Raw genomic sequence first — 25,516 nt, forward strand, 5'->3', positions numbered from 1 at the left:
TCACGGCCCACTTGTCAACATCCGGATTTTTGATACATATCGAAGATCAACAGAGGTGTACCAGGTGAGCAGCCGTTTTCTCATGATCACGCCGGAGGACGGCAAGGATGTCCTCAGGTGCCTCGCCGCCCCCGCCCGGCTTTCCATCCTCGAAATTCTGCACGCCAAGGGATCGCTTAACGTCAACGAGATTGCCGACCTCCTCGATCTGCCGCAATCGACGACCTCCACGCATATCAATCAGATGGAGGAAGCGGGCCTGATCCGGACCGAAGTACAGAAGGCGCGCAAGGGCAGCCAGAAGATCTGTCACGCCGTTCATGACGAGATCGTGCTCACCTTTACGCGCCCCAGTGAGGCCTCGGATGAAGCGATCGAAGTCTCGATGCCGGTTGGCCTTTATAGCGGCTATGACGTCTATGCGCCTTGTGGCATGTGTGGCCCGGATGCCATCATCGGATACCTTGATAACCCCGATACCTTCCTGTCGCCCGACCGCATGAAGGCCGGGCTGCTCTGGTTTACCCGTGGCTATGTCGACTACCAGTTTCCCAACAATGCCCGGATCAAGGGAGCGCCGATCCGGGAGCTGGAGCTGCTACTGGAACTGTCGTCTGAGGTACCGGGGACCTCGGAGAACTGGCCGTCAGATATTACCATCTCGATCAACGGGAAGGCGATTGCCACATGGACCTCTCCCGGTGATTTCGGGGATCGGCGGGGCAAACTCACGCCGGACTGGTGGAAGCTGCGCGGCAGCCAGTACGGTGTGCTGAAGAGTTTTCGCGTGACGGACAGCGGCACATTCATCGACGGCATGCGGGTCTCGGATATCACGCTCCATGATCTTGAATTGCTGGAGCATCGCTCCGTGAGAGTGAGGATCGAAGTTCCGGAAAAGGCCGAACATCCCGGCGGAATCAATATCTTCGGCCGCGGATTCGGCAATTACGACCAGGACATCGTCCTTCGCATCAAGACGTGATCACGATTGATTTTCCCACTGATATTGCCGGATTGACCTCCGGCCCATCCCGTGTATCATATCCTCAATTATGATATATATCCGAAAAGCGGATACATTCGGAGGAAATGCACATGCGGGCTGTCGGCACCGTTCACCGCGATTACAAAATCAGCACGATCGATCCGCGTCTTTATGGCTCCTTCGTCGAGCATCTGGGTCGCGCGGTGTACACCGGGATCTACGAGCCCGATCATCCGACCGCCGATGAAAACGGCATGCGTCAGGACGTCATTGACCTCGTGAGAGAACTCGACGTTCCCGTGGTCCGGTATCCCGGCGGCAACTTCGTGTCGGCTTATAACTGGGAAGACGGCATCGGTCCCAAGGAAGATCGCCCGGTTCGCCTCGATCTCGCCTGGCACACATCGGAATCCAATCAGGTCGGCATCCACGAATTCGCCGATTGGGCGAAGGCTGCCAACACAGAGATGATGCTCGCCGTCAATCTCGGCTCTCGTGGCCTCGATGAAGCCCGCGCCTTCCTCGAATATGTCAATCATCCCGGCGGCAGCTACTGGTCGGATCTGCGCCGCAAGAACGGCCGGGAGGAGCCGTGGAACGTCAAGCTCTGGTGCCTCGGAAACGAAATGGACGGCCCCTGGCAGATCGGCCAGAAGACGGCCGAAGAATACGGCCGCGTCGCCTTCGAAACCGCCAAGGCCATGCGCGCCTTCGACAAGTCGATCGAACTGGTGGTCTGCGGTTCCTCTTCGCCAAAGATGCCGACCTATCCAGCCTGGGAAGCGACCGTTCTCGACTACACCTATGACAGCGTCGATTACATCAGCCTGCATATGTATTTCGAGAACCATGCCGGCGACACGACCGCCTATCTGGCGCAGAACGCGCGGCTGGACGATTACATTGAGACCATCGCCTCCGTGATCAAGGTGACCAAGGCGAAGAAGCGCTCGAAGAAGGACGTCTATATCAGCTTCGACGAGTGGAACGTCTGGTATCATTCCAACGAAGCCGACCGAAAGGTTCTCGAAGGTCGCGATGGCTGGCCGCATGCGCCGGAACTCTTGGAAGACATCTACAATTTCGAGGACGTTCTCCAGGTCGGCTGCATTCTCAACACCTTCATCCGCCGCGCGGACGTGGTGAAGGTCGGCTGCCTGGCGCAGCTCGTCAACGTCATTGCCCCGATCATGACCGTTCCGGGTCGCCCTGCCTGGCGGCAGACGACCTATTACCCATACCTCTTCGCCTCGCGCTATGGCCGCGGCACCTCCTACCAGCTGTCGATCGACTGCCCGAGTTACAAGACCGACTTCGCCGAAGCCGTTCCCTATCTCGATGTCTCGGCCGTCGAGAGCGACGCCGACGGGGCGCTGACCCTCTTCATCGTCAACCGCCACGAGACCGACGCCATCACACTCGATGTTGCGCTCGAAGGCTTCGGCGCTCGCCAGGTGATCATGGACAAGGTGATCGCGGGCCATGCGCTGAAAGCCGTGAACGGACCGGACAGCCAGGCGGTCGCCCCCGCCGATGGCAGCGGTATCGAGGTCGAAGGCGGACGCATCACGGGAGAGATCGCACCGCTCAGCTACCGGATGATCCGGCTCGGCCAGTAACCAATCGACGACGGGGAGGAGAAACCATGTCGGCTTCGATTGAAATTGACAATGTCACCAAGCGCTACGGCGCGCTAACCGTACTTGAGGAGATCTCGCTCTCCATCGAGGCCGGAGAGTTCGTGGTCTTTCTCGGCCCTTCGGGCTGCGGCAAGTCCACGCTGCTCAGGATGATCGCCGGCCTGGAGGACGTCACGGCTGGGACCATTTCGGTCAGTGGCAACCGGGTGGACACGCTACCGCCGGGCAAGCGTGGCGTGGCGATGGTGTTCCAGTCCTATGCGCTCTATCCGCATATGACAGTGAAACAGAACATGTCCTTCGGCCTCGAAAATATCGGGATGGCGAAGGACGAGATCGAGCGCCGCGTGCTCGCCGCTGCAGAAACGCTCGAGATCGGGCATCTGCTCGATCGCAAGCCGGCGAAACTCTCGGGCGGCCAGCGTCAGCGCGTCGCCATCGGGCGCGCCATCGTCAAGGAGCCGAAAGCCTTCCTCTTCGACGAGCCGCTGTCGAACCTCGATGCAGCGCTGAGAGGCCGCACGCGTCTGGAACTCGCTCAACTCCACCATCGCCTCGGCTCGACGATGATCTTCGTCACGCATGATCAGGTAGAGGCGATGACGCTCGCCGACCGGATCGTCATCATGAACGCCCGCAAGATCGAACAGATCGGCACGCCGATGGATGTCTATCAGCGGCCTGCCACCAAATTCGTCGCTGGCTTCATCGGCTCGCCCGCCATGAACTTCCTGCCGGTTACGGGCTGGAAACAAGGCAGCTCCGGTCTTGCTGTCACGACGGCGGGCCTCGGACACGTCGAGACCCGCTTCAACGTTCCTGAAGGGATCACCCCCGAGGGCACGACGCTCGGCATTCGCGCCGAGGACATTACTGTGCTGACCGATGGAAGTGCCGGTGTGCCGGTGACAGCCGAAGTGATCGAGCGTCTCGGGGATCGCTCGCTGGTCTATGGCGTCCTCGACGACGGCAGCAAGTTCGTCGTGGAGGCGGACGGTCGCTCCCTGATCAAAGCGGGCGACCGGCTGATGGTCTCGGTTGACGCCAGCGCCTTACACCTCTTCGGCGCTGATGGACGGGCTTACTCCAGGAGGGCGGACTGACATGGCCGAAAGCTATCGCCGCAGCCAATGGAGCCACGGGCTTTTCATCCTGCCCTATCTGCTGGTCTTCCTAGCTCTGCTGGTGTTCCCGCTCTTCTGGGGCATGTGGCTGAGCCTTCACAAGGTCGACCTCTTCGGTCCCGGCCGATTTGTCGGCCTGACCAACTACATCCGCGTCGCCGGCGATGCCGTCTTCCTGCAAGCGCTGCGCAACACCGTTGTCTTCGTGCTGGTGAGCGTCCCCACGCTGGTCGCGCTTGGCCTCTTTCTGGCGCTCGCTCTCAATCGCACGACGCGCACGACCAGCTTCTTCCGCGGACTGTTCTTCTCGTCCTCGGTCCTCTCGGTCACCATCGTCACGCTGATCTGGCGCTTTGTGTTCATTCCTGGAGACGGCCTTCTCTCCGTCTTGTCCGAGCAAGCCGGCTGGCAGCAGATCAATTTCATCTCGACACAAGGCTGGTCGCTCTTTGCCGTTGGCGTTACCACGGTCTGGTGGTGCGTCGGGCTGCCGATGATGCTCTTCCTCGCGGCCCTTCAGCAGGTACCCCAGGATCTTTATGAGGCTGCCGCCCTCGACAATGCGAGCCCATGGCGGGTTCTGACACGTGTCACCCTGCCCTCGATTGCGCGCACCATCATGCTCGTCACGATCATCCAAATTGTCTTCCAGTTCCAGCTGTTCGGCCAGGCGCAGTTGATGACCAATGGCGGCCCGAACGGCTCTTCGCGCCCGCTCGTCATGTATATCTACGAAGTCGGCTTTATCCGCTGGGATGTCGGCCGTGCTGCTGCTGCCTCGCAATATCTCTTCCTGATCATCCTGATCGCGGCCATGGCGCAATATGTCGTGTCCTCGCGCAAGACGGAGGACGGCGCATGAACCCGCCGAACGACACTTACAGGCCAGACGTGCTGACGGCCAACCGACCGCTGCTCTGGGGCGCGGCCTTCCTCTCCGTCATCATGATGGCACCGGTCGCCTGGCTGGTCGGTCTCTCGATCAAGAGCAACCAGGACCTCATGGTTGGCACGGACTCGGTTTTCCGGGCACCTTACACAATCGCCAACTATCTCAATATCCTGCATTCCTCTCAGGTCTTCGGCTGGTTCTTCAACAGCCTCGTGGTTGCCACTGGCGAGACGCTGATGGTTTTGATCCTCTCGTCGCTCGCCGGTTACGGCTTTGCGCGGCTGGAGTTCCCGTTCCGCCGCACGCTGTTCATCATCGTGCTCTTTGGGCTCGCGGTACCGGAACAGGCCGTCATCATCGCCCGGCACCAGATGTTCAACTGGTTCGGCCTGCACAATACCTATCTTGGCCTGATGCTGCCGGGCATGTCCGGTGCCTTCGGCGTCTTCCTGATGACGCAATTTTTCCGGGCAATCCCGAAGGATATCGACGAAGCGGCCCTGCTCGACAACGCATCGCAATGGCGGATCTTCTGGAAGATCATGCTGCCGCAGACCCTGCCCGCACAGGCAACGCTTGGCATATTCACCTTCCTGCATGGCTGGAACGACTACTGGTGGCCGCTGATCTCGGCGACCAAGAAGGAAATGTACACGCTGACCGTCGGCCTTGCCTCGTCGCAGTCCAACTTCGCCCAGAGCGAGGGCCTGGGATTTCTCGCGGCTCAGGCGGTCTTTGCGAGTGTCCCGGCGCTCATCGTCTACGTGATTTTCCAGAAACACATCGTGACTGCCGTTTCGGGCGGCGCGGTGAAGTGAAGCCTACCCGGTCGGAGAGGAGCCGACCGGATCCGTTCAACAGGGTCAAGAGACCTGAAAAAGGGAGTGAGACATCATGAAACGCATCCTACTGACCACCGTTGCAATGATTGCGCTCGGTTATGGCGCGTCTGCCCAGGCCCAGACGAAGATCGAGCTGCAGCGCTTCTTTGGCGCTTGCGAGGCAGATTATGGCAAGGTGACCGACGTCTCCGCAGCGGTTGGCGAATGCGGTATCATCACCGCCCTTGTCAACAAGTTCGAGGCCGACAACCCGGATATCGACGTGAACGTTACCACGGTTGAGTGGCCGGGCTACGATCAGCTGAATGCGCAGATGGCTTCGGGCGCTGCCCCTGATGTCGTCTCCATGCATTACTCGGCAATCTCGGACTATCAGAGCCGCGGCCTGATCGAGCCGATCGACGATGTACTGGCAGCCCAGGGCGTAACCCCTGACAGCTTTACCGATGCCGGACGTGCGGGCGTCACCAAGGAAGGCAAGCTGTACGGCCTGCCCTTCGACAACTGGACGATGCTCGTCCACGTCAACCTGAACCTGATGAAGCAAGCCGGCCTCGTCAACGCGGACGGTACACCGATCCTGCCGAAGTCGGGCGAAGAGCTGATTGCCCAAGGCAAGCAGTTCAAGGAAAAGACCGGCAAGCCCTATCTGATCCAGATTATGGCCAATGAGACGGCCTCTTACACCCGCATCCTCTACACCCTCCTGCAGCAGCAGAATTCGGACTTCTTCTCCGACCCGACCGCGATCAAGCTCAACACGCCGGAGGCAAAAGCCGCCGTCGAGCTGATGAAGGCGACGAAGGATGAGGGCATCTCGACCACTGGCCTCGATTATGCGGCAGCCGTCTCAGGCTTTGCCAATGGCGAAGGCGGGATCGCCGTCAATGGTACCTGGCTGATCGGCGACTACGTCGCCCAGGCGGAAAAGGAAGGCACGGCATTGTCGAACGGTTACACCGTTTATCCCGTGCCGCAGCTCTTCCCTGGTCAGGACAGTACCTATGCCGACGGTCATAGCTGGGTAATGCCGAAGAAGGACCGTTCGCCCGAACAGGTGGCGGCAATCGGCAAGCTGTTCAAGTTCCTGACCGAGAACGACTTCCAGTGGGCTCGCAACGGTCACCTGCCCGCGGTCAAGGCAGTCTTCGACATGCCGGAGTTCAAGTCGCTGCCGCATCGCGACAATATCGCCAAGATCGCCCAGACAGGTCGCTCGCTGCCGGCTGAAGTCCAGCGCCAGTTCCCGATCCAGGACATCATCGGCGAAGAAGTCGGCGCTGCAGTGAACGGTGACAAGTCTGTCGACGAGGCGCTGACATCGGCCGAAAGCCGGATTAACGAACTGCTCGGCGATCTCTGAACACCATCCCTCCCCTGGGCCTCCCTGGCCTGCCCCGCGCACTCCGGTGTGCGGGGCCTTTTTGTCAGAACAAGAGCAGTCGAAAGCGACCATTGAAGACCGATGGTCACCGTGCGGCTCGGGCTTTTGAAGTCGTCTGTCGCTCACTCGACACTCAGCACATCCGCTGTTGCTTAAGTGCGTTTTCTCAGAGACCTTCGATGAAGGCGAGGATGTCTGCTTCCGAGACGACATCGGCATATTTGGCATTCATGTCGAACAGATTGGCCTCATGCGGGGCCGAATGCCGATCCCCGCAGGCGTCGCGCACGACAGTGGTGATGAAGCCATACGACATGGCGTCAACGCAGGTGGCGCGCACGCAGCCGCTCGTCGTCAAGCCGGTCAGGATGACGTTATCGACCCCCATGCAGGTGAGCATCGAGGCGAGCGAGGTGCCGAAAAAAGCGCTCGGATATTGCTTGGTGATGACGAATTCATCCGGGAAGGGCTCAAGCCCCGCAGGCCAGGCGCCAAGCGGATTGCCTGCGGTGAAACAGGCAAGCGGCTTTGCCTTCTGGAAGAAGCGGCCACCGTCAAGACCAGAGGGGTGGAGCACGACGCCGGTCAGGATCACGGGCAGACCTTTTTCCCGGGCGGCTGCTCGAATGCGCAATGCACTGGCAAGCGCTGCATCGACACCGGCATAAAGCGGGCTTGTCGGCTCGAAATAGGCCTCGACAAAATCCACCAGCACCAGAGCCGGCTTTTTACCGAAGCCGATCCGGTTGTCATAGGCCTTGGCGTAATTGGCGGCGAGATCGGCATCGGTCATGGGTCACTCCCGATTTCGGAAAATTTCTGCTCGAAGGCCCAGACATCGTCAAAGCCAAGCAGGGTGTTGAAGTCCTTGAAGGGATAGAGATCGACGGCATCAGTGGTGATGCCGTTGTCCAGAAGGTCCCGATAGGCGTGGCGGACCGCATGGCCATGGGCGAGGAAGCCGAGCGCCGGGTAGATCGCAATGCCATAGCCGAGCGCCTGGAGTTCGCTGGCAGTCATCAGCGGGGTGCGCCCGCCGTTGACCATGTTGGCCAAAAGCGGGCGATCGATTTCAGCGGCAATCTGGCGGACCTCATCCGCGCTCTCCGGAGATTCGATGAATATGATATCAGCGCCGGCTGCGGCATAGGCCTTTGCCCGCCGGATCGCCTCGTCGAGACCCAGGCCTGTACGGGCATCGGTCCGGGCGATCACTAGAAAATCGTCGCTCTTCCGGCTATCGACGGCGACCTCGATCTTCTTGACCATGTCCGTCATCGGCACCACGCGACGGTTGGGTGTATGCCCGCATTTCTTCGGGAATTCCTGGTCTTCCAACTGGATGGCGCTCACGCCGACATACTCATAACCGCGCACCGTGTGGCGCACGTTGAGGAGACCGCCATAACCGGTATCGGCATCGGCGATCACGGGCGTCTTGGTCAGCTTGACGATCTGGGCGATGCGCTCGATCATGTCGCGATAAGTGGCAATACCGGCATCGGGGATGCCGAGATACGAGGCTACCGTTCCATAGCCGGTGACATAAAGCGCCTTGAAGCCCATATTGTCGGCAATAAGGGCTGAGATCATGTCATAGACGCCGGGCGCAAGGATGAAATCTCCGGCGGCGAGTGCTTGTTTCAAGGCTGGATCCGGCATTAGGCTTCAGGCTTTCCATGAGATTTCAAAATAGGTGCGATCCGTGCGGCGTGGGCGAGCAGATGGCTGTCGGCAAAACGCTGCGCGATCAGGGTGACGCCGATCGGCAGGCTGTCCCGCTCCAGAGCGACGGGAACATTGATGCAGGGCACCCCGAGCAAGGTCCAGGAGGCGTTGAAGAGAGGGTCGCCTGGCCGGCGACCGACCGGCGCAAAACCCGGGGCACTCGGCGCGACCACAGCATCGAAATCGGCGGCAATCTCATCGAAGGCAATGCGCGAAAGCGCCATGGCATCATAGGCGCGCGCAAGATCGGCAAGGCTTGAACCGTCACGGTTCTCTACGCGGTGGTGGAAATCATCGTGAAGCTCGCCTCCGTGACGAGCAGCCAGATTGCGAAACGCGGCCTGGCCCTCGCGGTGCAGGATCACGCGGTGCTGGGCGTCGAGTGCCTTGGAATCCTCCGGCAGTTCCAGCCGGGTTACAAGATGGCCGGCAGAGGAAAGGCGTTCGGCGGCAAGGCTCAAGGCTTTCAGGCTTTCTGGCGCCAGCTTGTCGCGATAGGGACCGCTGGTGATGGCTATCCGTAGCTGCCCGGTTGCCGTTGCCTCCGGCTCAAGCGGTTCGTTGAGGCCAAGCACGCCGGCCATCAACGCCAGATCCGCAACCGAGCGGCCATACCAGCCGACGGTATCGAAGCTCAGCGCATAGATCTTTACGCCCTCCCGGCTGACGCGGCCAAAGCTCGGTTTCATCGCATAGACGCCGCAGAACGAGCCGGGACGGATGGTCGAGCCGCCGGTCTGGGTGGCAAGGGCGAGCGGCACGTGGAAGTCGGCAACGGCTGCAGCCGAGCCGGCGGAGGAGCCACCGGACGTGCGGGTCAGGTCATGGGGATTGCCGGTTGCCGCATCGCGACCGGCTGCAGCAAATTCCGTTGTGTCCGTCTTGCCGAGCACAATCGCGCCTTCTGCACGCAGGAAATCGACGACCGCAGCATCTGCTGCGGGGCGGAAACCTTGGTAAAGTGGCGAATTGTGCGTAGTCGGCAGATCGGCAGTGTCGAAGACATCCTTCACCCCAATTGGCAGGCCGTGAAGGCGTCGACGTTTGTCGAGAGGAACAGCGTCCAATCGCGCCGCTTCGGCAAGCGCATTCGAATTTAGCGCCAACCAGGCTTTGACGTCTCCGTCTCGCTCTGCAATGCGGGCAAGACAGGCAGAGACGAGATCCCGGGAGGACAGCGCTCCTTCCCGCATGGCAGCAAGTGCCTCGGTCGCGCTCAGCCGCTGAATTTGGACAGCATTCATCATCACATCTGCCCCGCAGGCGTTGCATGATGAAAGCCGGTCACGGCTTGAAAGGCTGCCCCGAGGCTCAAGCAAAGCGCATCATCACCCGGCCGGCCGACCACTTGGATTCCGGTCGGCAATCCGGTGCGACCAAGGCCGGACGGCAACATCAAGGCTGGCAGTCCCGTGACATCGAAGATCATCGTGTTACGGGAAATGACGGACTGAAACGCATGCGCCGTGTCGTTGACAACGACGGTGAGATCTTCGAGCCGGCCGGCCTCACCACCAAGTCCCGCTGTCACTATCAGGTCTATGCCCTGCATGGCTCTGACAAAAGCAGCCCGCGCCTCCGCCCGAAGCTGAAGCGCCCGCCCGTAGTCCACGGCCGAAAACTGAAGACCATTGTTCAACCGGTGCAACATGCCCCTGTCGAAGAGCTCGGCGCGGTCGAGCCGCGTGCCATGCAGTGTCGCCAGTTCACTTTGCAGGATGACCCAGCCCGCCTCATGCCAAGCTTCGATATCGAGCGCCGGGAAGGGCACAAGCATACAGCCGAGACCTTCCAGTCGGGCAAGGGCAGACTGCCAATTCGCAAGCACCGCATTGTCAACGTGGTCGGTGAACCAGACCTCGGGCACCCCAATGCGCACCCCTCTCACAGACGCGTTGGACAGCACAGCCCGGCAGTCGTTCAGAAGTCCTGTATTCGGAAGGGCCGTCATAAAGGGGAGAACACGGGCAAGATCCCGCGCCGAGCGCGCCATCGGCCCGACGTGATCGAGCGTCCATGAGAGTGGCGCAACGCCTTCCCGGGACACGAGCTCTCGGGTGGGTTTGAAACCCGTCGTGCCGCACCAGCAGGACGGCACCCGTATCGAGCCGCCGGTGTCGGTGCCAATTGCGAGCGGCATCAGGCGCGCGGCCAAGGCAGCGCCCGATCCCGTGGACGAGCCGCCGGTCCAGCGCGCGGCATTCCAGGGATTGGTGACGACGCCGAAGCGCGGATTGTGTGGCGAACCGGCAGCGAATTCGGTCGTCGCGGTCATGGCAAAGGGAATGGCGCCAGCTGCCCTGAGGCGTGCCACGGCTGCGGCATCGGCCGGCGCGATACGGTTGCCGGTGAACAAAGAGCCCGAGGTGACGACGGCCCCCTCGACGTCGATGATGTCCTTGACGCCAAAAGGGATGCCTTCAAGTGGCCTCGGATTGCCGGCCTTCCAGCGCGCATCGCTCTCGGCTGCTGCCGCTTTCGCGCCGGGCACGAGCCGCAACACGGCCTCACGGCCCGTCCTCGTTGCCGAGATCGCAGTGATCAGGCTTGCCAAAGCAGCAGACGGGCTGAGTGCGCCTTGGGAAAAAGCGCCCAGAAGCGTTTCGACATCGGCAGCGGCAACCGATCCCGGCAGGGAAGCCGGGACCAATTGGTAAGGTGACACAGAACCAATTGTTTCACTTAGCGCCGAGCCGCCTGAAGCCGGCCAATCGGGCGAGCTTGGATCGACAATCGAGAGCGGGTCAAGGTCAGCGGTCAGACCGGTGTCCTCAGCACGTGCCAGAGGGGCATTCGGCACCGGCGTCACCTCATTCAGCCGCGATCTGGGCCGGCGTGCGCGAGGCCATCAGCGGCTGAATGCGTTCGCCAAACTGATCGAGGCCGACGAGGAAGTCGTCGAAGGTCAGCATGATGCCCTTGGTACCGGGAACACTGCCGGCTTCGTCCAGCATGCGCGCGACATTGGCATAGGAACCAACCAGCGTGCCCATGTTGAAATTGACGGCACCCTCGGGAAGATTGATGTGCTTGGCGGTCGAATTGGCGTCCGCTGTCGCGTCCTTCGAGCCCTGATCGGCCATCCAGGCCAGTGCGTCGACATCGGCGCCGGCGCGGTAGCTTTCCCACTTGGCACGGGCGAGCTCGTCGGTCTCGTCGGCGATCACCATGAAAAGCACATAGGCGCCGACGTCACGGCCGGTCTTGGCAGCAGCCTCCATCAGCTTGACGTTGTTGGGCGCATAGGCCGTGGGCGTGTTGATGCCCGAACCCATGACGAAGTTGTAGTCGGCGTATTCGGCGGCGAATTCCATGCCGCGCGGGCTCTGGCCGGCGGCCACGATCTCGATCTTGTTCGCCGGCGTGGGCTTCATCATGCAGTCCTTCATGGTGAAGTGCTTGCCCTCGAAAGTGCAGGCACCTTTCTCCCAGAGTTCCTTCATGATGTGCACGTATTCGGTCGAGTAGTCGTAGCGGTAGCCGAAATAGCTGTCGCCCGGCCACATGCCCATCTGGTCATATTCGGCCATTTGCCAGCCGGAGACGATGTTGACCCCGAACCGGCCCGGCGCGACGCTGTCGATGGTGGTTGCCATGCGCGCGACGATCGCAGGCGGCAAAGTGAGGACGGCAGTCGAGGCAAACAGCTTGATGCGCTCGGTGACGGCCGCAAGGCTCGCCATAAGGGTGAAGCTTTCAAGGTTATAGTCCCAGAATTCCGCCTTGCCGCCGAAGCCGCGCAGCTTGATCATCGAGAGCGCGAATTCCAGGCCATATTTTTCGGCCTTCTGTACGATCTGCTTGTTGAGCTCGAAGCTCGGCATGTATTGCGGCGAGGTGGTCGAGATCAGCCAGCCATTGTTACCTATTGGAATGAAGACACCGATATCCATCTTGGTTCCCCTTTTTATGAGCCAAACGCATGCACTATGTACGAACTAATGCAAAAAACTCTCCGACTGTCCAGCCGAAAATGATGCATGTTTAGGCGTGCATATTTTATGTGCATTCGGCGAAATTACGCGCAAGAACAACTGCCGCCGAATGGATCAGGCGACGTCGGAGTGGGCAAAACCACGGGCCAGAAGCTCAAGAAAGAAAAACGAGCACGGTTGCCACCACCCCATCGCTCAGAGCGCGATAAGGCCGGCATTCTTTAGAAATCAGCGAGGGGTCAGCCCTCGGCGCGCAACGTGGTGGTGAAGGTGAAACGCTCTGCCGGCAGGACTTGGAAGGCGTATTCCAAAAGGCGACGGCCGGAGCCGTAATAGCGGCGGGTCACGACGAGCGCCAAATCTCCCGGCTTGACGTCGAGCTTGGAGGCGATCACCTCGTCCAGCACAAGAGGCTTTATATCCTGCTGAATTTCCTGGATTTTCTCGCCGGTAAACTGCTCGATATAATGGAAGATCGCGCTGCGTGCGACGGTGATATCCTTAACGGCAGCCGACAATTTCGAATCGACATAGACCTCATTCCAGGAAAATGGCCTGCTGCGGTTGCCCGGGTAACGAATGCCGGCCATATGGAAGAATTTTCGACCTGGTCGGCAGCCGAGCTCGACGGCAAGCTTGCCTTGGGCGGAAATCTCCTCCTTGGTGTCAATGACGAATTCGGTCTCAGCAGCGATTTCGAAAAGCTCGGAGCGTGAATGGGCAATGAAGCGCTTGCGCTCCGGGTCAAATCCCGCCTCGACGCGGGTCCCCACACCCTTTCGGGCTGAGAGACGTCCCTTGTTGCGCAAAGTCCCGATTGCCTGGCGCACCGTCTGACGGCTGACGCCGAGAGCCGCCGCAATTTCGTTTTCCGTCGGCAGAAGCGAACCCACCGGATAGTCGCCATTGCTGATGCGACCCTCCAAATGGTGGGCCACCTGAAGATAAAGCGGAGCCGTATCAAGTTCAGGTTTCCAGTTGGTGTGCTTCTGATCCACGTCCATGGCAGTCCCCGCCGGCACAACCGCCGGACCAATCCCAGTGCCTGTGTTCAATCCTCTTTCGTCATAAAACGCAAACGGAATCCCGCCGTCTGAACGCGGCTCGTGCGGTGACTTGCGGATAACCCGTAAATCAATTAGTACGTACATATCCTAGCAACCAATCCTCGGATCATTGGGCCATATGTCGGATCTCATTGCCGGAGAGGCGCCGCCCGCGCGCCGCGTCTCGTCCCTCCTCCAGACGCTTGCAGCCGCAACGCTTATCCAGATCGTGGCGACCGCGAGCGTGCTGGCGCTCACGGCAATCGCTCCGACCGTGGCTGCCGATCTCGATATCGGCGCCTACTGGATCGGCTACCAGATCAGCCTGATTTATGCGTCGGGCATGTTTTCGTCGGCTGTCGCTGGCACGCTGGTGCAGCGTTTCGGGCCGGTGCGCATCGAGCAGGTCGCGCTCATCTGCTTCGTGCTCGGCTTTGCCGGCATTGCAAGCGCCAGTATCCCGCTGATCGTTGTCGCCTCGCTCTTCATCGGCATTGGCTACGGGCTGAACAACCCGGCCTCGTCGGAGATGCTGAGCCGCGTGACGCCACAGTCCAAACGCAACATCGTTTTTTCCTTGAAGCAATCAGGAGTGCCACTCGGCGGCATCCTGGCAAGCTTCGCCTTTCCCTTCCTGTCGCGTTATGTCGACTGGCACGTGGCACTGCTGATCGGTGCGCTTGCGCCACTCTCGACCATGGGGCTGCTGGCGATAACCCATGCCGCAGACCCGATCGTTCCGGCCTCGTCCCGCTCGCTTTTGAAGGGGCTCATCGAAGAACAATCGACGATCTGGCGCCATCCGCGCCTGCGTGCGCTATGCGGCCTGGGATTTGCCTATTCGGCGATGCAGTTGTCGATCTCCGCCTTTGCCGTCGTCACCCTCGTGCATGATGCGGGATGGTCACTGCTGTCGGCCGGCTCGGTCGCTGCGGCAATGCAGCTGGCGGGCGCGCTGGGTCGCGTCTTCTGGGGCGTCGTCGCCGACCGGATCGGCGGCGGCTTTCTGACGCTCGCCCTGCTCGGCCTCCTCGGCGGCACGGGCTATGCGCTTCTCTTTTTTTTGCAAGACCTGCCCGTCGTCCTGCAAGTCACCCTCTTCGTTTTGACCGGTGGCGTCACGATCGGCTGGAATGGGGTACTCCTGGCAGAAGTGGCGCACAACGCCCCCCATGGCCGCGTCGGCGCCATTACCGGTGGCGTTCTGGTCTACACCTTCATCGGTGTCATCGTCGGCCCCTCGTCCTTTGCCGCCGTCTATGCGCTGACCGGCCACTACGGCGCGAGCTTCATGATCTTCTCGCTGTTCGGCCTTGCCGGCATGATCGTCGCCTGGCGGGCCCATCGCAACCGCACCTGATCCATATGTACTGACAAAGCAAGCACGCGACACGGCCCGAAGCCATGCTGCGCGCGCTCAGTCTTGTCTGTGGATTTGGTCCTTCGAGGCAGTTTGAACACGATTCAAGCGCCAGAATGGTGGGCTTTTTGGCAATCGCCGCTTTTATGTGCAGCGCAAAAAAATAGGCAAAAGCCAGTTGACGTCTCTCTGACTATGTACGTACATTATCTGTCAGCAGCCCTCTCAAGCTGCAGCAGAACTCACCGGAAAATCCGGGATTACAGAGGGGAATGTTGATCATGCGCCTGCTTATCGCCAGTTCGTTCTTGGCCGCCTCCACTGCTGCGGTCATCGCCACACCCGCCGCTGCAGATCCGATGGCCGACGCCAAGGCCATTATCGAGCAGCACCGTGCGATGCCGGTCTTCGAGGCACCCGGTGAGCCTTTCGACGCCAAGGCCTGCATGGCAGACAAGAAGGTCTTGTCGATCCCGATCTCGATGACCATTCCTTTCAATGTCGAGCTGCAAAAGGCTATGGCTTCGGCAGCCGAAGAGGTCGGCTTCACCTATACGACCTGGGACAACCAGCTCAAAATCGACCAGTGGGTACAGGGGATTTCGCAGGCGATCAGCCAGAAATACGACGTCATCGATCTCGCGGGCGGCCTTAATCCGGAAGTGCTCGGGCCGCAGCTCGGCGAGGCCCGTGCCGCCGGCCTGAAGATCTCCACGACCCATTTCTATGACGTCACGCAGCCGGCCGTCGACAGCGTCGACTATTCCGGCAAGGTCGACTTCACCGGTGCTGGTAAGCTGCTGGCCGCCTGGGCCTATGTGCAGACCGAGGGTAAGCCGAACGTTCTGATCATCGGCTCGTCCGACGTGCTTCCGTCGATCCCCTTCGTCCAATCGATCCAGGACGAGTTGAAGACGCTCTGCCCGGATTGCGTTCAGAAACATCTCGACGTTCCGGTTTCCGAATGGGCGACCAAGATCCAGTCCGGCACCCAGTCTGCGCTGCTGGCCGACCCGTCGATCAACTACATCCTGCCGATCTATGATTCCATGTCGCAGTTCGTCGTACCGGCGCTGCGCATCACCGGATCGGAAGGGTCCGTGAAGCTCGCAAGCTTCAACGGCACACCTTTCGTGCTCGACATGGTGCGCGAAGGACAGGTTGAGATGGATATCGGCGAAAGCCTCGGCTGGGCCGGTTATGCGGCGATCGACAACATCATGCGCATGCTCTGCGGCAAGCCGGAAGTGGCGAAGCTCAACGTACCCCTCCTGGTCTTCGACAAGGACAATATCCAGACCGCAGGCGTGCCCGCCAACTTCAACGACGGCTATGGCGACGCCCATCTCGATGGCTTCCGCAAGCTGTGGAAGCTGAAGTAAGCTCCGACTGACAAAAGCAGGAGCCGTCTCATGACCGAGAATGCCGTGCTCACCATGAACAACATCCGCATGCGGTTCGGCAGCTATTACGCGCTCAAGGGTGTTTCGCTGTCGATACGCCGCGGCGAGGTGTTCGGGCTACTCGGCCAGAACGGCTCCGGCAAGTCGACGATGATCAAGGTGCTCGCGGGCTTCCACCAGCCGGAGGAGGGCTCGGAAGTGATCCTGTGGGGGCAGACCATGCCCCTGCCGCTCAATCCCATGGAGATCAAGAAGCGCGGCGTCACCTTCGTGCATCAGCATCTGGGTCTCGTTTCCTCATTGACCGTGATGGAAAACATGCGCGTCACCGCGCTCGGCCAGAAGACACCTCTGTTCGTCAACTGGAAGAAAGAAGCGGCTGCAATCTCCAGGCTGTTTGCGGAATTCGACCTCACCATCGATCCCTTTGAGACAGTTGCGAACCTGCCGCCGGTCGAACGGGCCTTCGTCGCCATTATCCGCGCCTTTGAAGAACTGCGTGCCTCAGATGCCGGCTATGGCGGTGAGGGTATTCTCGTCCTCGACGAACCCACCCCCTTCCTGCCGGCGGACGATGTGCAGCGGCTGTTTGCCCTCATCCGCTCGATCGTCAAGACCGGCGCCTCCGTGGTCATCGTCACGCATGACATTGACGAGGTGCGCGACATCACCGACCGGGTGGCGATCTTACGCGATGGAGAACTGGTCGACGTGCTCGATACCAAAGTCGCCGAGCGGCAGTCGATCCTCGACACGATCGTCGGCTCGCGGATCGATGCGTTCGAGAAGAAGCGTATGGCAAATGCCGGCGTACCGGCGGCTGTCAGCGTGCGCGGTTTTTCCGATGGCACGAACACGCCTTTCAACTTCGAGATCCGGGCGGGCGAAACGCTTGGTGTCACCGGTCTGATCGGCTCGGGCTTTGCAGCCCTCCCCTATCTCCTCTACGGCGCACGCAGTGGCACCGGCGAGATTACCCTTGACGGCCGAACGATCTCGCTTTCCACGATCACGCCGCTTGCCGCGCAAAAACTCGGCATCGCCTTCCTGCCCGGCGACCGTCTGGGGGCGGCGGGCATCGGTACGCTGTCTGTCACCGACAATATCACCCTTCCCGTGCTCCATGGCCTGTTGAAGCCCTACGGCCTCGATCGTCCCGGCATGACGCGCGAGGCGGCCCGGCTGGCACAGATCCATGATGTCAGACCGCAGGATCCGAACCTGCCGCTCGGCTCTCTTTCGGGCGGCAACCAGCAAAAGGTGCTGCTCGCCAAGTGGCTCCAGATCAAGCCCAAGCTGTTGATGCTGGACGAACCGACGCAGGGCGTCGATTTCGGCGCCCGCCAGCAGATCTTCAAGGCGCTCGACCGGGCAGCAGCGGAGGGCACGGCGATCCTCTGTGCTTCGACCGACAACGAGCAGCTTGAGCAGATCTGCGACCGGATCATCGTGTTTTCGCGCGGCCGGCCCGTCATCGAGCTCAAGGGTGCCGAGATCTCCAGAAAATCCATCACCGAAGCCTGTTTCCACAGCCATGACGCGGAGGCTGCAGAATGACGACGCTCGATATGCCAACGACCAAACCGATCACCCGGCCGAAGAGCCGTTTCACCCTGAAGACGGAGGCCGAACGCTTTGCGCTGGTGGGTGCCTGGCTGCTTCTGATCATGATCTTCGGCACGCTGATGCCCGACAGTTTCTTGAGCTGGCGCAGCTTCTCGACGCTGTTTGGCTCGCAGGCCGTGCTTGTGGTGCTGACGCTTGCCATCATCATTCCGCTGACGTCAGGCGATTTCGATCTCTCCGGCGCTTCAACGCTGACGATGAGCTCAATGCTGATTGCGGTCCTCAACGTCAAGCTCGGCTGGCCGATCGTGCCGGTCATGCTGATTGCCCTTGCAAGCGGCTTGATCATCGGGGCAGTCAACGCCTTTTTTGTCCTCTACTTCCGCATCCACTCCTTGATCGTGACACTCGGCGTCGGCACCTTCGTCAACGGCCTGATCCTCTGGGTCAGCAATTCGCAGACCATCTCCGGTGTTTCGATGGGTCTTGTGCAATGGGTGATTATCAATCGCTTCCTCGGCATTCCACTGGCCTTCTTCTATGCACTGATCCTTGCGGGGGTGATCTGGTATGCGCTGGAATTCACCATCCCAGGTCGCAAGCTGCTCTTCGTTGGCCGGGGCCGCGAAGTCTCGCGCCTGAACGGCATCGATGTGGACCGCGTGCGGGCCACCTCCTTCGTTCTGTCGGGTCTGATTTCGGCCTTTGCCGGCATGCTCTATGCGGGCATGACCGGCTCGGCCGATCCGCTATCGGGGCTCAACCTGCTGCTGCCGGCCTTTGCCGCTGCCTTTCTCGGCGCCACGACCATTTCGCCCGGTCGCTTTAACGCCTTTGGTGCTGTCATCAGCGTCTACTTTCTCGTGACCGGCATCACCGGGCTCACCATGCTCGGCGCTGATGCCTATGTACAGAACCTGTTTTATGGCGGCGCCCTGGTCATTGCCGTGTCGCTCAGCCAGCTCGTTCGCAACCGTCAGCCACAGGATTTCAGCTGATGGATACGCGCCAGATCATGGAAGCTCTGGCCGAAGCCTATTGGAAGCGGCCGGCCGTCGAGGCGGAACTGGTTGCGATGATCGGCGAGCTGACGCGTGACGCAGAGAAGATCGCCGGGCGCGTGCCCGCCGGCCGCTCCGATCTCTTCGGCATCGAACCATCGAGCTTCGACGCGGTGCTGCTGTCGGAGGTCACCCGATGAGCGACACCGATCCGAAAAACCTGCGCGAGGCCGCCGGGTTGATCCGATCCGGCAAGATTTCGTCGGTCGAACTGACCATGGCGGCACTTGACCGGGCCAAGGCCAGCCGAGAGCGGCTGAATGCCTTCATCGAAATCGAGGAAGAGACAGCCCTTGCCGCCGCTCAGGCTTCGGATGCAGCGCTTGCAAGTGGAAAGGCGCTTGGGCCGCTCCATGGCGTGCCGCTTGCCCACAAGGACATGTATGACCGCGCCGGTTTCGTCACCGGCTGCGGCTCAAAGATCCGCGCAACCCATATGGCCACCTCCACTTCGACGGTGATGCAGAGGCTTGAAGCGGCCGGTGCGATCTCGATCGGGCGGCTCAATATGAGCGAATTCGCCATGGGACCGACCGGCCACAACTTCCACCATGGCCGTGCCATCAATCCTGTTGACCCCGAGCGTATCACCGGCGGTTCGTCCTCCGGCTCGGGTGCGGCGGTCGGCGGCGGTGTGGTGCTCGCCGCGCTTGGCTCCGATACAGGCGGATCGATCCGTCTGCCGGCTGCCTGTTGCGGCGTGGTCGGCATCAAGCCAACGCAGGGGCGGGTCAGCCGACATGGCGCCATGCCGCTGTCGTTTTCGCAGGATTGCATCGGTCCGCTGGCCCGCTCGGTCGAGGATGCCTATCTGCTGCTGCAGTTGATCTCGGGGCCCGACGGACAGGATACGACCTGTGCTGCCATCGATCCGCCGGGTGCGCTCACCAGCGACCTTTCCTCCCTGAGGATCGGGATAGCCGGCGGAATTTTCGCCGACAATCTCGATGCCGAGACGGCCAAGGGGGTGGAGATTGCAGCAAAGGTTTTGGCTGACAGCGCCCAAAGCGTTACGGCCGCAACGATCCCTGATTTCTCCGCCATTGCCGAACTTGCCAATGCTGTTGCCATGGCCGAAGCCGGAAGTTTTCATTTCGACTGGATGCGGGACCGACCAGAAGACTATGGCCCGCAGGTCCGCATGCGGCTCTCGCAGTCGCTCGCCATTCCCGCGCCAATCTATCTGCGGGCATTGCAGGCCCGCTCGATTATGCTCGAGCAATTCCTGGACGCAGCCTTTGCCAAGGCCGATGTGCTGATTGCCCCGACCATGCCATTCGTCGTGCCGCTCTCCGCAGATGTCGATGTCGGATCGAGCCCCTCGATGAATGCTGTCACCAGCGCCATGACGTCGCTGACGCGGCCCTTCAGCTATCTGGGGCTGCCGGTGGTGACCGTTCCCGTCGGCGTCTCGGCGCAAGGACTGCCCGTGGCGCTGCAGATCATCGCCCGGCCCTGGCGCGAAGATCTGGCAGCCAGCATCGCCCTTCATCTCGAAAGCAGGCTGGCAGTGCCGGCCTTTCAATCCATGTCCACCTTGAACAGGCCAGCGGCATGACCGCAGCGCCCCGAGAGCCCGAAAGGATCTTTTCGATGAACACCGTTCCGACCCTGACCGCACCTGTCGAACCCTTGAGCGACGTCAGTCAGAAGGCTTTTCGCGACGCCATGGCGAAGATGGCGGCCGCCGTCAACATCATCACGACCGATGGACCCGCCGGCAAAGCCGGCTTTGCCGCAACCGCCGTCTGCAGCGTGACCGACAGCCCGGCCTCGCTGCTGATCTGTCTGAACCGCAGCGCCTCCGTATTCGAGACGGTGATCGCCAATGGGGTTGTCAGCGTCAACGTGCTGTCAGCTGAACACCAGGTTCTGTCGTCACTGTTCGGCGGCAAGACGCCGGTCGAGGAGCGCTTTGCGGCTGCCGACTGGCATCTTGGGGTAACCGGGGCGCCGATGTTGTCGGATGCGATGGTGTCCTTCGACTGCACCATCACAGAGACCCAGGACATCGGCACCCACCGCATCCTGTTCTGTTCGGTGAAGGCAATCGAAGAACGCGACGCCTCCGGTGCGCTGCTCTACTATAAGCGTAGCTACCACCATCTGCCCGCCTGACCCATCGACGCCCGATCAGCCAACCGAAGTAGAAAACTTCCAACGGTTACCAGGTAAATATTTTCTTGAGATTTTCTCGCCGCCCTTCCATAAGCGGTGGCGAGGAGTTCTCGTGCCATGGTCACAATCAAGGAAATCGCCAAGGCGGTCGGCGTGTCGTCCGGTACGGTCTCGCGCGTCTTGAACTACGACCAGACGCTCTCGATCTCCGAGCCGAAGCGGCAAGCCATTATCGAAACGGCCGAGGCGCTGAACTATGCGACGCCACGTGCGCGGCGAAGTGCCCAGGTCCAGCCGCTGCAGATTGCCATGGCAAGCCACGCGGATGTCTCGGCTCGCATAGCCGTTATTCACTTCCTCGCCCCGAACGAAGAGCTGGTCGATCCCTATTATGTTGGTGTTCGCCTGGCCATCGAGGCGCGGTGTCGAGAATACAAGATCGAGATCGCAAGGGTGTTCAACCCCGATGTGCCGGTAGATCCTTCTTTACTCGCAGGGCTGTCGGCCGCCATCATCGTGGGCCATCATCCTCGCGCGGAGATCGAGAGCCTTGCGCGGACCTGCCCGCATCTGATCATGGCCGACTACAATCCGCGTATGCCGCAGTTCGACTGCGTGCGGGCGGATCTCGGCGAGGCGACCGTCAATATCCTCGATAGTCTCGACCGGGCGGGCTACGGCCGGATCGGTTTCGTCGGCGGTTACGAGTTGATGGACAATGACGCGCTGATGCATGGCGAGCAGCGCTGCAAGGCCTTCATCGAATGGCATGAGGCGCGCGGCCGCTATAAGCCGCAACTGCTGGCGCTCGGCCAGAGCGAGCGTTTCGGGCAGAACCTTCGCCTGGAAACAGGCTATCAGCAGGCTCGGACCCTCCTCGCACTACCCGAACGACCCGATGCCATCGTCGCGGCAAACGACAACATGGCAATCGGCACCTACCGGGCCATCCAGGAAGCGGGGCTAAAGATTCCGGAAGATATCGCCGTGATTGCTTTCAACGACATACCGGTTGCACAGTTTCTGGTCCCGCCGCTTTCCACCATGCGTATTCCCGGTGAACTGATTGGCGAAACCGCAGTCGACCTGATGGTTGAGCGCCTGAACGGCCGCGACTATTCCAAACATGTGACGATCCCGACCCAGATGGTCTGGCGCGGAAGTGCACGCAAACCGTGATCAAAGCCTCCTGATAAGATTCCAGAGACTTACCGCAGCGCACAAAATATTTAGTAAAAATTTTCTTGGCTGTGTTCCGATTTTCGGGAATAGTGATTGTGAGGCAGGGGATGAGGCTGCCGTTCAAGTCACAATGGGAGGAACACATGGATTACTCACGCGTGCTCAAGCGCTCCGTCTCGGCGGCCCTGACGGGTGCTGCACTTCTTTGCAGCACCGCCGCCTTTGCCGGTGAAGTCACCGTCTGGTGCTGGGACCCGAACTTCAACGTCGCGATCATGAAGGAGGCTGCAGCGCGCTACACCGCGAAGCATCCCGACACAACCTTCAACATCGTCGACTTCGCCAAGGCTGACGTCGAGCAAAAGCTGCAGACGGGCCTTGCTTCCGGCATGACCGACACGCTGCCGGATATCGTCCTGATCGAGGATTACGGCGCGCAGAAATATCTGCAGTCCTTCCCCGGCGCCTTTGCCGCGCTCACCGACAAGATCGACTATTCCGGCTTTGCCAAGTACAAGGTCGATCTGATGACGCTTGAGGGTCAGGTCTACGGCGTGCCTTTCGATTCGGGCGTGACTGGTCTCTACTATCGCAAGGATTACCTTGAGCAGGCGGGCTACAAGGCTTCCGACATGGAGAACCTGACCTGGGACCGCTTCATCGAGATCGGCAAGGACGTGAAGGCCAAGACCGGCCACGAGATGATGGCGCTCGATACCAATGACGGCGGCCTGATCCGCATCATGATGCAGTCCGGCGGCAAGTGGTATTTCAACGATGACGGCAGCCTCAACATTACGGGCAATGCTGCGCTGAAAGCGGCACTCGAAACCCAGGCACGCATCGTCAACGAAGGCGTTGCCAAGCAGACCAGCGGCTGGAATGACGGCATCAATGCGCTGACGTCCGGCGATGTCGCCTCGGTCCTGATGGGCGTCTGGATCACCGGCACCGTCAAGTCGCAGGCCGACCAAGCCGGCAAGTGGGCGCTGACCGCCATTCCGAAGCTCAACATCGAGGGCGCGACCGCTGCCTCGAACCTCGGCGGTTCCAGCTGGTATGTCCTCGAAGCTTCTGCGGAGAAGGACGAAGCGATCGACTTCCTCAATGAAGTCTACGCCAAGGATCTCGACTTCTATCAGAAGATCCTGACCGAACGCGGCGCGGTCGGCTCGCTGCTGGCTGCCCGCACCGGTGAAGCCTATCAGAAGCCGGATGATTTCTTCAGCGGCCAGACCGTCTGGCAGAACTTTGCCGACTGGCTCGTCCAAGTGCCGGCCGTCAATTACGGCGTCTTCACCAATGAACTCGATACGGCCGTCACCGCAAACTTCCCGGCATTGCTGAAAGGCACGCCGGTGGATGACGTCCTCAAGGCGATCGAAAGCCAGGCCGCCGGCCAGATCCAATAATCTCATCCCACAGGGGCTCTTGTCGTCAGGGGCCCCTGTCCTCCCGGAGACGTGCGGCGGAAACGCCGCGCGGCTTCCTTTCGCATAACCAGGTCCACTGATCGGGTTCGGGGACACCGCATGGCCACCACATCCAGATCAAGCTTGAAGCGTTACTTCGACGTGAACGGGTGGCTGTTCGTGGCGCCCGCCGTCGCGCTGATCTCGCTTTTCATGATATATCCGATCATCCGCTCGCTCATCCTATCCTTCTATTCGGGTCGCGGGATGATGTTGAAGTTTTCCGGCAGCGGAAATCTCGTGCGGCTCTGGAACGACCCCGTTTTCTGGAAGGCGCTGGAGAACACGGTGATCTTTTTCATCGTCCAGGTGCCGATCATGATCACCATGGCGCTGATCCTGGCAGCCATGCTGAACAATCCGAAACTGCGCTATTCCGGCCTCTTCCGGACGATGATCTTCCTGCCCTGCGTTTCCTCGCTGGTCGCCTATTCCATCCTGTTCAAGAGCATGTTCTCGCTCGACGGCGTGGTGAATAACACGCTGCTGGCAATGGGCATCATTGGCGAGCCGATCGGCTGGCTGACCGACCCCTTCTGGGCCAAGGTCCTGATCATCATCGCCATCACCTGGCGCTGGACCGGCTACAACATGATCTTCTATCTGGCGGCTCTCCAGAATATCGATCGCTCGATTTATGAGGCGGCGAAAATCGACGGCGTGCCGTCCTGGGGGCGCTTCGCCTTCCTGACGATCCCGATGCTCAAACCCGTGATCCTGTTCACGACCATCACCTCGACGATCGGCACGCTGCAGCTCTTTGACGAGGTCTACAACTTCACCGAAGGCAAAGGCGGACCTGCAGATTCGACGCTGACGCTGTCGCTCTACATCTACAACCTGACCTTCCGCTTCATGCCGAGCTTCGGTTATGCCGCGACCGTCTCCTATGTGATCGTGCTGATGGTGGCGGTCCTCTCCTTCCTGCAGTTTTACGCCGCGAGGGAACGCGCATGAGGATCACGCTTCGCCGCCATCTGCCTGATATCGTGCAGTATAGCGTCCTATCGCTTGCGGCCTTCCTCTCGGTCTTTCCCTTTATCTGGATGGTCATCGGGGCGACCAACACCACGAGCCAGATCATCCGCGGCAAGGTCACCTTCGGTACTGCGCTGTTCGACAACATCGCCTCCTTTTTCGCGCAGGTGGATGTGCCGCTGGTTTTCTGGAATTCCGTCAAGATTGCACTTGTCGGCACGGCACTGACACTGCTCATATCTTCGCTTGCCGGTTACGGCTTCGAGATGTTCCGCTCGAAACTGCGCGAACGCGTCTATACCGTGATCCTGCTGACGCTGATGGTGCCGTTTGCGGCGCTGATGATCCCGCTCTTCATGCTGATGGGTCAGGCGGGGCTGCTGAATACGCATATTGCGATCATGCTGCCGATGATCGCGTCCGCCTTCATCATCTTCTACTTCCGTCAGGCTTCAAAGGCCTTTCCGACCGAACTTCGCGATGCGGCGAAGGTGGACGGCCTGAAGGAGTGGCAGATCTTTTTCTACATCTATGTGCCGGTGATGCGCTCGACCTATGCGGCGGCCTTCGTCATCGTCTTCATGCTGAACTGGAACAACTATCTCTGGCCGCTGATCGTGCTGCAGTCGAACGACACCAAGACGATCACGCTCGTCGTGTCCTCGCTGGCTTCCGCCTATTCGCCCGAATACGGCACCGTGATGATCGGCACGATCCTGGCCACGCTTCCCACACTTCTCGTTTTCTTCGCCATGCAACGTCAGTTCGTGCAGGGCATGCTCGGCTCCGTTAAATAG

23 protein-coding genes are annotated in these 25,516 nt (G+C 60.5%); 17 read left to right on the forward strand and 6 right to left on the reverse strand.

Annotation, left to right across the window (positions count from 1 at the left end; all coding sequences use genetic code 11):
- Positions 1-64: 64 nt before the first annotated feature.
- From FJQ55_RS19440 to FJQ55_RS19465, 6 genes are all read left to right on the forward strand, one after another.
- Complete coding sequence (locus FJQ55_RS19440) at positions 65-985, forward strand: ArsR/SmtB family transcription factor (RefSeq protein WP_140831080.1); 921 nt, start codon at positions 65-67, stop codon at positions 983-985.
- Between the two features lie 113 nt (positions 986-1,098).
- Positions 1,099-2,607 carry an arabinosylfuranosidase ArfA gene (gene arfA, locus FJQ55_RS19445; protein WP_140831082.1) on the forward strand — a complete coding sequence of 503 codons (1,509 nt, stop codon included), beginning with the start codon at positions 1,099-1,101 and terminating at the stop codon, positions 2,605-2,607.
- Between the two features lie 26 nt (positions 2,608-2,633).
- Positions 2,634-3,731: an ABC transporter ATP-binding protein gene (locus FJQ55_RS19450; RefSeq protein ID WP_140831084.1), complete on the forward strand. Its 1,098-nt coding sequence runs from the start codon at positions 2,634-2,636 to the stop codon at positions 3,729-3,731.
- 1 nt (position 3,732) lies between these two features.
- Positions 3,733-4,614 carry a carbohydrate ABC transporter permease gene (locus FJQ55_RS19455; RefSeq protein WP_140831086.1) on the forward strand — a complete coding sequence of 294 codons (882 nt, stop codon included), beginning with the start codon at positions 3,733-3,735 and terminating at the stop codon, positions 4,612-4,614.
- Positions 4,611-5,462 carry a carbohydrate ABC transporter permease gene (locus FJQ55_RS19460; RefSeq protein WP_140831088.1) on the forward strand — a complete coding sequence of 284 codons (852 nt, stop codon included), beginning with the start codon at positions 4,611-4,613 and terminating at the stop codon, positions 5,460-5,462. The genes FJQ55_RS19455 and FJQ55_RS19460 overlap by 4 nt, the downstream gene beginning before the upstream one ends.
- 76 nt (positions 5,463-5,538) lie before the next feature.
- Positions 5,539-6,849, forward strand: a complete 1,311-nt coding sequence (locus FJQ55_RS19465; protein WP_140831090.1) for an extracellular solute-binding protein — start codon at positions 5,539-5,541, stop codon at positions 6,847-6,849.
- 187 nt (positions 6,850-7,036) lie between these two features.
- Here FJQ55_RS19465 and FJQ55_RS19470 read toward each other — a convergent pair whose 3' ends face one another.
- From FJQ55_RS19470 to FJQ55_RS19495, 6 genes are all read right to left on the reverse strand, one after another.
- Positions 7,037-7,663 carry an isochorismatase family protein gene (locus tag FJQ55_RS19470; RefSeq protein WP_140831092.1) on the reverse strand — a complete coding sequence of 209 codons (627 nt, stop codon included), beginning with the start codon at positions 7,661-7,663 and terminating at the stop codon, positions 7,037-7,039.
- Positions 7,660-8,517, reverse strand: coding sequence for an isocitrate lyase/PEP mutase family protein (locus tag FJQ55_RS19475; RefSeq protein ID WP_246085205.1), 858 nt, complete (start codon positions 8,515-8,517; stop codon positions 7,660-7,662). Before FJQ55_RS19475 ends, FJQ55_RS19470 begins: the two co-directional genes overlap by 4 nt.
- A 14-nt stretch (positions 8,518-8,531) precedes the next feature.
- On the reverse strand, positions 8,532-9,845 hold the full coding sequence (locus FJQ55_RS19480) for an amidase (protein WP_140831097.1): 1,314 nt from the start codon (positions 9,843-9,845) through the stop codon (positions 8,532-8,534).
- Positions 9,845-11,398, reverse strand: coding sequence for an amidase (locus tag FJQ55_RS19485; protein WP_161597002.1), 1,554 nt, complete (start codon positions 11,396-11,398; stop codon positions 9,845-9,847). Before FJQ55_RS19485 ends, FJQ55_RS19480 begins: the two co-directional genes overlap by 1 nt.
- A 10-nt stretch (positions 11,399-11,408) precedes the next feature.
- Entirely contained in the window at positions 11,409-12,491 is a 1,083-nt protein-coding gene (gene rutA / locus FJQ55_RS19490) for a pyrimidine utilization protein A (RefSeq protein WP_140831101.1), read from the reverse strand.
- A 281-nt stretch (positions 12,492-12,772) separates the two neighbouring features.
- Positions 12,773-13,537 carry a GntR family transcriptional regulator gene (locus FJQ55_RS19495; RefSeq protein ID WP_161597003.1) on the reverse strand — a complete coding sequence of 255 codons (765 nt, stop codon included), beginning with the start codon at positions 13,535-13,537 and terminating at the stop codon, positions 12,773-12,775.
- A gap of 181 nt (positions 13,538-13,718) precedes the next feature.
- Between FJQ55_RS19495 and FJQ55_RS19500 the strand changes: the two genes are divergently transcribed.
- From FJQ55_RS19500 to FJQ55_RS19550, 11 genes are all read left to right on the forward strand, one after another.
- Positions 13,719-14,939, forward strand: a complete 1,221-nt coding sequence (locus FJQ55_RS19500; RefSeq protein ID WP_140831105.1) for an MFS transporter — start codon at positions 13,719-13,721, stop codon at positions 14,937-14,939.
- Positions 14,940-15,220: 281 nt separating this feature from the next.
- Entirely contained in the window at positions 15,221-16,321 is a 1,101-nt protein-coding gene (locus tag FJQ55_RS19505; RefSeq protein ID WP_161597004.1) for a sugar ABC transporter substrate-binding protein, read from the forward strand.
- A 30-nt stretch (positions 16,322-16,351) separates the two neighbouring features.
- Positions 16,352-17,899 carry a sugar ABC transporter ATP-binding protein gene (locus FJQ55_RS19510; protein ID WP_140831109.1) on the forward strand — a complete coding sequence of 516 codons (1,548 nt, stop codon included), beginning with the start codon at positions 16,352-16,354 and terminating at the stop codon, positions 17,897-17,899.
- Positions 17,896-18,906, forward strand: coding sequence for an ABC transporter permease (locus tag FJQ55_RS19515; RefSeq protein WP_140831111.1), 1,011 nt, complete (start codon positions 17,896-17,898; stop codon positions 18,904-18,906). Before FJQ55_RS19510 ends, FJQ55_RS19515 begins: the two co-directional genes overlap by 4 nt.
- Complete coding sequence (locus tag FJQ55_RS19520) at positions 18,906-19,109, forward strand: hypothetical protein (RefSeq protein ID WP_140831113.1); 204 nt, start codon at positions 18,906-18,908, stop codon at positions 19,107-19,109. Before FJQ55_RS19515 ends, FJQ55_RS19520 begins: the two co-directional genes overlap by 1 nt.
- Entirely contained in the window at positions 19,106-20,527 is a 1,422-nt protein-coding gene (locus tag FJQ55_RS19525; RefSeq protein ID WP_140831115.1) for an amidase, read from the forward strand. The genes FJQ55_RS19520 and FJQ55_RS19525 overlap by 4 nt, the downstream gene beginning before the upstream one ends.
- Positions 20,528-20,562: 35 nt before the next feature.
- Positions 20,563-21,087 (forward strand): flavin reductase, encoded by a 525-nt coding sequence (locus tag FJQ55_RS19530; protein WP_140831117.1) that lies wholly within the window; start codon positions 20,563-20,565, stop codon positions 21,085-21,087.
- Between the two features lie 117 nt (positions 21,088-21,204).
- On the forward strand, positions 21,205-22,266 hold the full coding sequence (locus FJQ55_RS19535) for a LacI family DNA-binding transcriptional regulator (RefSeq protein ID WP_140831120.1): 1,062 nt from the start codon (positions 21,205-21,207) through the stop codon (positions 22,264-22,266).
- A 146-nt stretch (positions 22,267-22,412) separates the two neighbouring features.
- The gene (locus FJQ55_RS19540) at positions 22,413-23,681 is read left to right on the forward strand and encodes an ABC transporter substrate-binding protein (protein ID WP_140831122.1); all 1,269 of its coding nucleotides are present in this window, start codon (positions 22,413-22,415) and stop codon (positions 23,679-23,681) included.
- A gap of 120 nt (positions 23,682-23,801) precedes the next feature.
- Positions 23,802-24,698 (forward strand): carbohydrate ABC transporter permease, encoded by an 897-nt coding sequence (locus tag FJQ55_RS19545; protein ID WP_140831125.1) that lies wholly within the window; start codon positions 23,802-23,804, stop codon positions 24,696-24,698.
- Positions 24,695-25,516, forward strand: a complete 822-nt coding sequence (locus FJQ55_RS19550) for a carbohydrate ABC transporter permease (RefSeq protein ID WP_140831128.1) — start codon at positions 24,695-24,697, stop codon at positions 25,514-25,516. The genes FJQ55_RS19545 and FJQ55_RS19550 overlap by 4 nt, the downstream gene beginning before the upstream one ends.

The organism is Rhizobium glycinendophyticum (genome assembly GCF_006443685.1).
In the GTDB taxonomy this organism is placed as follows: Bacteria; Pseudomonadota; Alphaproteobacteria; order Rhizobiales; family Rhizobiaceae; genus Allorhizobium; species Allorhizobium glycinendophyticum.